The organism is Thermophilibacter sp. (assembly GCF_966187215.1).
On sequence record NZ_CBIFYV010000061.1, the window covers coordinates 1 to 6,356 of the forward strand.

Here is a 6,356-nt window from a genome sequence, read left to right on the forward strand (position 1 = left end):
CGCCTCTTTTTTTTTTCCTGTCGGCGCACATTAAGCCTCTCCCCACGCCGACGTGAGCGAGGGAGTTAAATCCTGTTGCTCACATGCTTCAACTTGACGCATGTGAGCGGACCGCGCGGCAAAAACTGGTGATACGGCTCATGCACATGCATCAACCTGACGCATGCGCACGCCGGGGAGGCGGGAGGTGCGAAACGGGTCCCATACACATGCGCCTCTCTGACGCTTGTGCATGTCCCGTTGGGCGAGAAGGGCGGTGCGTGGCCATGCACATGCATCAGATTGACGCATGTGCATGGGGGTGCGGACGGGTGGCACGGGCGGTGTGGGTGGTCTCGGGAGGGTGATGCCGAACCCACGGCGAGAAGGGCCCGGGGCCAGGAGGGCGCCGCGTCCGCGCCCGCGCCGCCTACACCGTGGCCTTGAAGAAGACGAGGTCGAAGGCCGCGCCGGTGACGCGCCCGTCGGCGCCCGTGACGTTGGAGGCGCGCACGGAGCCGCCCTGCGCGGTGACGAGGCTCTTCGCCAGGGCCAGCCCGATGCCCACGCCGCCCGGCTCGACCTCCGACGAGGCGCTCTTCTCGCCGCCGCGGTAGAAGCGGTCGAAGACGTGTGGCAGGTCCTCGGGGTCGATGCCCGTGCCCGTGTCCTCCACGCGCAGCCGGAAGGCCAGCGCGTCCTCGCGGGCGGTGACGCTCACGCGCCCGCCGGCCGGCGTGTGCTCCAGGCAGTTCTTGAGCACGTTCTCGAGCGCCTCGGCGCTCCAGGCCGCGTCCCCCGTGAAGCCGCTGCCCGCCGCCACGTCGCGCGCCAGCTCGACGCCGGCCAGCTCGAAGGCCACCTCCAGCGGCTCGGCGGCGCGCGCCACCAGCTCGACGGCGTCCACGCGCTCGCGGGCGAAGCGCACCACGCCCGCGTCGATGCGCGCGAGCTTGAGCAGCGACGCGACGAGCCACTCCACCTGCGCCTCCAGCCGCTCGGAGGTGCGCAGCCGCGCCACCTCGGCCTCGTGGCCGCCCTCGGCGACGAGCGCCGCGCGCGTGAGCGAGGTCATCAGCGTGAGGGAGGTGAGCGGCGTCTTGATCTGGTGCGAGACGTCGGCCAGCGCGTCGGCCAGCGCGTTGCGCTCGTGCGCGAGCTCCTCGTTGGCCAGCGTCAGGCGGCTGCGCATCTTGTCGAGCTCGGAGGACAGGATCGCGAGTTCGCCCTCGCGCATGCGCTCGAAGCTCACGTCGCGCTCGCCGTGCAGCACGGCGTCCACCTGCTCGGCCAGGCGCGCGAGCGCGCGGTAGCGCCGGCGCGTGGCCACGAGGAGGACGACGAGAAGCGCCGCCGCCGTCGCCGCCACGCACGCGCAGCCCGCGGGCCCCGCGAGGCGCCACGCGGCGACGGACCCCGCCGCGCCCACGGCGAGAAACGCGACGACCGACCGCTTGACCTCGGGGTTTCTCAGCAGCACGGGCCTCTCGCCGCCCTAGGTGCCCGCGCGGTAGCCCAGGCCCCGCACGGTGACGATGAGCCGCGGCTCGGTCGGGTCGTCCTCGAGCTTGTCGCGCAGCCGCTTGATGTAGACCGACAGCGTGTTCTCCTCCACGTAGGCCCCGGCGTCGTCCCAGAGGGCGTCGCGGATCATGTCGCGCGTGACCACGCGGCCCGCGTTCTTGGCAAAGAGCAGCAGCAGGCGGTACTCCAGCGCCGAGAGCGCGACCTCCTCGCCATGGCGCGTGACGCGGGCGCGGTCGAGGTCGATGCTCACGGGCCCCAGCCGCAGCGTGGAGCGCTCGGGCCGGGCGCGGCGGATGGCGGCGTGCACGCGGGCGAGAAGCTCGCGGGGCCGGAAGGGCTTGGCCACGTAGTCGTCGGCACCCATCGTGAGGCCGGTCACGGTGGAGAGCTCGTCGTCGGCGGCGGTGAGGAAGATCACGGGCACCTCGGGCGTGGCGTGCTTGATCGCGGCGCAGACGGCGTAGCCGCTGCCCTCGGCGAGCGTCAGGTCAACGAGGGCGAGCGCCACGTCGGCGCCCGGCGCGCACGCGAGCTCCACGGCGCCGGCCTGGGTGGGGGAGGAGACGACCTCGTAGCCCTCGCCGGCGAGCAGCTCCGAGAGCCCCTCGACGATGAGCGGGTCGTCCTCGGCGAGCAGTATGCGCAGCATGGGTCCTCCGTTCGGTCGCTGGCTCCGAGTATAGGGGGCGCCGCGGCCGCGGCGCGTGACGCTTTGGTCACCTCCCCGGTCCGCGCCGCCTCCCCCTGGGACACCCGCGGGCGGTCGGAACTTCTCGGTGAGCGTGTTTCTGATGCGTTATCAATCAAGGAATGTGGCGTTGCCGTGGAGGTCGCGGGTGCATCATGGCCCGGCACCGCTCGATCGTAAAGGGGGAAACGCATGAACGGAATCGTCATCGTGCTCGTCGCGGCCGTGGTGCTGGTCGCCGGGTACGTGCTCTATGGCCGCTGGCTGGCCAAGAGCTGGGGCATCGACGCGGACGCGCTCACGCCCGCCAAGCGCCTGGAGGACGACAAGAACTTCTCGCCCGCCTCGTGCTTCACGGCCTTCTCGCACCAGTTCAGCTCCATCTGCGGCGCCGGCCCCGTCACGGGCACCATCGCCGCCATGATGTTCGGCTGGCTGCCGGTGCTTCTGTGGGTGCTCATCGGCGGCATCTTCTTCGGTGCCGTGCACGACTTCGGCGCGCTCTACGCGTCCGTGAAGAACAACGGCAAGTCGCTCGCGCAGCTCATCGAGAAGTACATCGGCCGCACCGGCCGCAAGCTCTTCCTGATCTTCAGCTGGCTGTTCACGATCATCGTCATCGCGGCCTTCGTGGACATGGTGGCCAACACCTTCCAAGCCACCTATTTCGCCGACGGCTCCGTTGACGTGGCCAAGTCCTACGCGGGCGGCGCGGCCGGCACGATCTCGATCCTGTTCACGTTCGTGGCCATCCTGTTCGGCTGGGTCAACCGCCGCTTCGGCCTGTCGGGCATCAAGGAGCTCGCGCTCGCCGTGGTGCTCTTCGTGCTCATGTTCGCCGTGGGCATGCAGATCCCGCTGTACCTGAACAAGCTCGGCTGGTTCGCCGTGATCGCGGTCTACCTGCTCTTTGCCGCGGCCATGCCCATCCAGACGCTCAAGCAGCCGCGCGACTACCTCACCTCGATCATGATGATCGTCATGATCGCGTGCGCCGTCATCGGCATCTTCGTGCTGGGTGCCCGCGGCGAGGCCGACATGACGGCCCCGATGGTCGCCGACATCGCCGCGCTCGCCGACAAGGGCAGCTACATCTTCCCGCTGCTGTTCGTCTCCGTGGCGTGCGGCGCCCTGTCCGGCTTCCACAGCCTGGTGTCCACCAACACGTCCTCCAAGCAGGTCTCCAGCGAGAAGGACATGCTGCCCGTGGGCTACGGCGCGATGGTCGCCGAGTCGTTCGTGGGCGTGCTCGCCATCGTGGTGGCCGCCATCATGTTCTCCGACCTCAACACCGCCGGCACCGGCGCGCTCAACAACGGCGTCGCCGCGACCCCGTTCCAGATCTTCTCGCAGGGCGTCGCGCGCGGCATGACCGCCTTCGGCGTTGACGGCACGCTCGCCACGGTCTTCATGACCATGTGCGTCTCCGCGCTGGCGCTGACCTCGGTCGACGCCGTGGCGCGCATCGGTCGCCTGTCGTTCCAGGAGTTCTTCGCCACCGGCGACGACGCCGCGGCCGCGGGCCCCGAGCAGGGCGCCCTCGCTCGCGTGTGCTCCAACACCTGGGTCTCCACCGTGGTGACGCTCGTGCTGGGCTTCGCGCTGGCCTTCGGCGGCTACAACAACATCTGGCCGCTCTTCGGCGCGTCCAACCAGCTGCTCGGCGGCATGACCATGATCGCGCTCGCCGTGTTCTGCAAGTGCACCGGCCGCAAGGGCTGGATGCTGTACGTGCCGGTCGCGTTCCTGCTGGTGTGCACGTTCACCTCGCTGGTGCAGAGCATCATCGGCTGCGTGAACGCGCTGGCCGCGGGCGGTGCGGCGGTCATCGCCACGTCCGGCCTGCAGCTGGTCTTCGCGATCCTGATCGTGATCCTGGGCGTCTTCGTGGCGTACCACTGCCTGCGCGAGCTCTTCGGCAAGAAGGCGGGGTCGCTGCCCGACGAGGAGCCCGAGTGGACCGAGCTCGGCCGCAAGAACTGGGGCGGCGAGGCCAAGTAGGCTCGTCCCAGCCCTGTTTTGAGCCTCTGGACGCCCCCTTTGCCGCATGCAAAGGGGGCGTCCTCACAAGTTGGGCGGTTTTTCTTGGCTCATTGGAATAGCGACGGATTTGAGCAGCGCAAAGCTGCAGGTCAGAGGCTTGCGATTTCTTGCGCTACTTTGGGGTGCCCGTCAAAACCGCCCAACTTGTGAAGGACGGTAGCCCCGCAGCCCACAGGGCGACCATCTCCGCCCCTACAGCCCGCCGGCGGCCTGGATGCCCGGCACCTCGGGGATCGTGGCGAAGCCGGCCTCGAGCTCCTCGTCGGTGGGGACGTGGTCCTCCATCTCGCCGCGGTTGAACTTGTCGTAGGCCACCATGTCGAAGTAGCCGGTTCCCGTGAGGCCAAAGAGGATCGTCTTGGCCTCGCCGGTCTCGCGGCACCGCTCGGCCTCGCGCATGGCCACCAAGATCGCGTGCGCGCTCTCGGGCGCCGGCAGGATGGTCTCGAGCTTGGCGAACCTCTCGGCCGCCTCGAAGACCTCGGTCTGGCGCACCGCCACGGCCTCGAGGTAGCCGTCGTGCTTGAGCTTGGAGACGATCGGGCTCATGCCGTGGTAGCGCAGGCCGCCCGCGTGGTCGGGGCTCGGGATGAAGCCGTTGCCGAGGGTGTACATCTTGCAGAGCGGGCAGGTCTGGCCCGTGTCGGCGAAGTCGTAGGCGTAGCGGCCGCGCGTGAGCGAGGGACAGCTCGCGGGCTCGACGGCAATGAAGCGCGTGTCGGGCCGCGCGCCAGTGAGCTTGTCGCGCATGAACGGGGCGATGAGGCCGCCCAGGTTGGAGCCGCCGCCCGCGCAGCCGATCACGACGTCGGGGTACTCGCCCTCCTCGCGCAGGGCCTCGTAGCTCTCGAGCCCGATGATCGACTGGTGCAGCACCACCTGGTTGAGCACCGACCCCAGCTGGTAGCGGCCGCGGTTCTCAGGCACGTGCAGCGCGCGCTCCACGGCCTCGGAGATCGCGGTGCCGAGCGAGCCGGTGGAGTCGGGGTGCTCGGCCAGGATGCGCCGGCCGACCTCGGTGGTCGCGCTCGGGCTGGGCGTCACCGTGGCGCCGAAGGTCTCCATGATGTTGCGGCGGAACGGCTTCTGCTCGTAGGAGCACTTGACCATGAAGACGTCGAGGTCGAGGTGGTAGTGCGCGGCGGCCTCGGCGAGCGCGGTGCCCCACTGGCCGGCGCCCGTCTCGGTGGTGATCGTGGTGAGGCCCTGCTCGTGGGCGTAGTAGGCCTGCGCGAGCGCGGAGTTGAGCTTGTGCGAGCCGCTCGTGTTGTTGCCCTCGAACTTGTAGAAGATCTTGGCCGGCGTGCCCAGCGCGCGCTCGAGGTTGTACGCGCGGCACAGTGGGCTCGGGCGGTAGACCTTGTACATCTCGAGCACGCCCGCGGGAATGGGGAACTCGGCCGTGTCGTTGTCGAGCTCCTGGTCGATCAGGGCGTCGGCGAAAACGGGCGCGAGGTCGGCGTGGGTGGCGATGGCCCCGTTGGGCAGGCGGATGGGCTCGGGCTTCTCGGGCATGTCGGCGCGCAGGTTGTACCAGGAGGTCGGGATCTGGTCCTCGCGGAGGTAGAGGCGATAGGGCTCAGTGGCGGGCGTTGCGGGCATGACGTGCTCCTTTCGTCTGGCGGCGCACAAGAAAAGGGCCCCCGGAACTGCGTCCGAGGGCCCTGTATGTGTGTGCGTGCGCTGGCGGCCTTCGTCAGTCCGGGATGAGGGTCAGATCTGTCCACCACCACGCGCGAGCGCCGGCTGCTGCGATGTCGGGGCGGCGGATCATCTGGCTCGTTCCTCCTTCGGGCTGGCTTGGTGGGGAGCGTAGCGCACCGGAGCGGGCGCGTCAACGAGAAATTCCGCTCAGCGGTCGGCCGCGACGGCGCGGGCGTCGCGGCGCAGCAGGGCGCGGGCGGTCCGCTCGTTTGGGTAGGCGCGGGCGAGAAGCTCGTGGAAGCGCGCGTTGTGGCTGGGCTCCAGCAGGTGCGTGAGCTCGTGGGCGACCACGTAGTCGAGGCAGGTGGGCGGGTAGGCGGCCAGCCGGACGTTCACGCGGATGCGGCCGGTGGCCGGCGTGCAGGAGCCCCAGCGGGTGCTCATCGCGCGCAGCTGCCAGGCGGTCGCGGGGGAG

5 protein-coding genes are annotated in these 6,356 nt (G+C 69.7%); 1 reads left to right on the top strand and 4 read right to left on the bottom strand.

Annotated features, from left to right (window positions below; translation table 11 throughout):
• Positions 1 to 409: 409 nt before the first annotated feature.
• A complete protein-coding gene (locus ACWTSU_RS05260) occupies positions 410 to 1,459 on the bottom strand; it encodes a sensor histidine kinase (protein WP_455138831.1) in 1,050 nt (349 codons plus the stop codon).
• 15 nt (positions 1,460 to 1,474) lie between these two features.
• Positions 1,475 to 2,155 carry a response regulator transcription factor gene (locus ACWTSU_RS05265; protein WP_455138832.1) on the bottom strand — a complete coding sequence of 227 codons (681 nt, stop codon included), beginning with the start codon at positions 2,153 to 2,155 and terminating at the stop codon, positions 1,475 to 1,477.
• 231 nt (positions 2,156 to 2,386) lie between these two features.
• Between ACWTSU_RS05265 and ACWTSU_RS05270 the strand changes: the two genes are divergently transcribed.
• Positions 2,387 to 4,195, top strand: coding sequence for a carbon starvation CstA family protein (locus ACWTSU_RS05270; protein WP_455138833.1), 1,809 nt, complete (start codon positions 2,387 to 2,389; stop codon positions 4,193 to 4,195).
• Positions 4,196 to 4,429: 234 nt separating this feature from the next.
• Here ACWTSU_RS05270 and ACWTSU_RS05275 read toward each other — a convergent pair whose 3' ends face one another.
• Positions 4,430 to 5,839 carry a TrpB-like pyridoxal phosphate-dependent enzyme gene (locus tag ACWTSU_RS05275; RefSeq protein WP_455138834.1) on the bottom strand — a complete coding sequence of 470 codons (1,410 nt, stop codon included), beginning with the start codon at positions 5,837 to 5,839 and terminating at the stop codon, positions 4,430 to 4,432.
• Between the two features lie 249 nt (positions 5,840 to 6,088).
• The coding region (locus tag ACWTSU_RS05280) for a M48 metallopeptidase family protein (RefSeq protein WP_455138835.1) at positions 6,089 to 6,356 on the bottom strand (268 nt) is incomplete at its 5' end.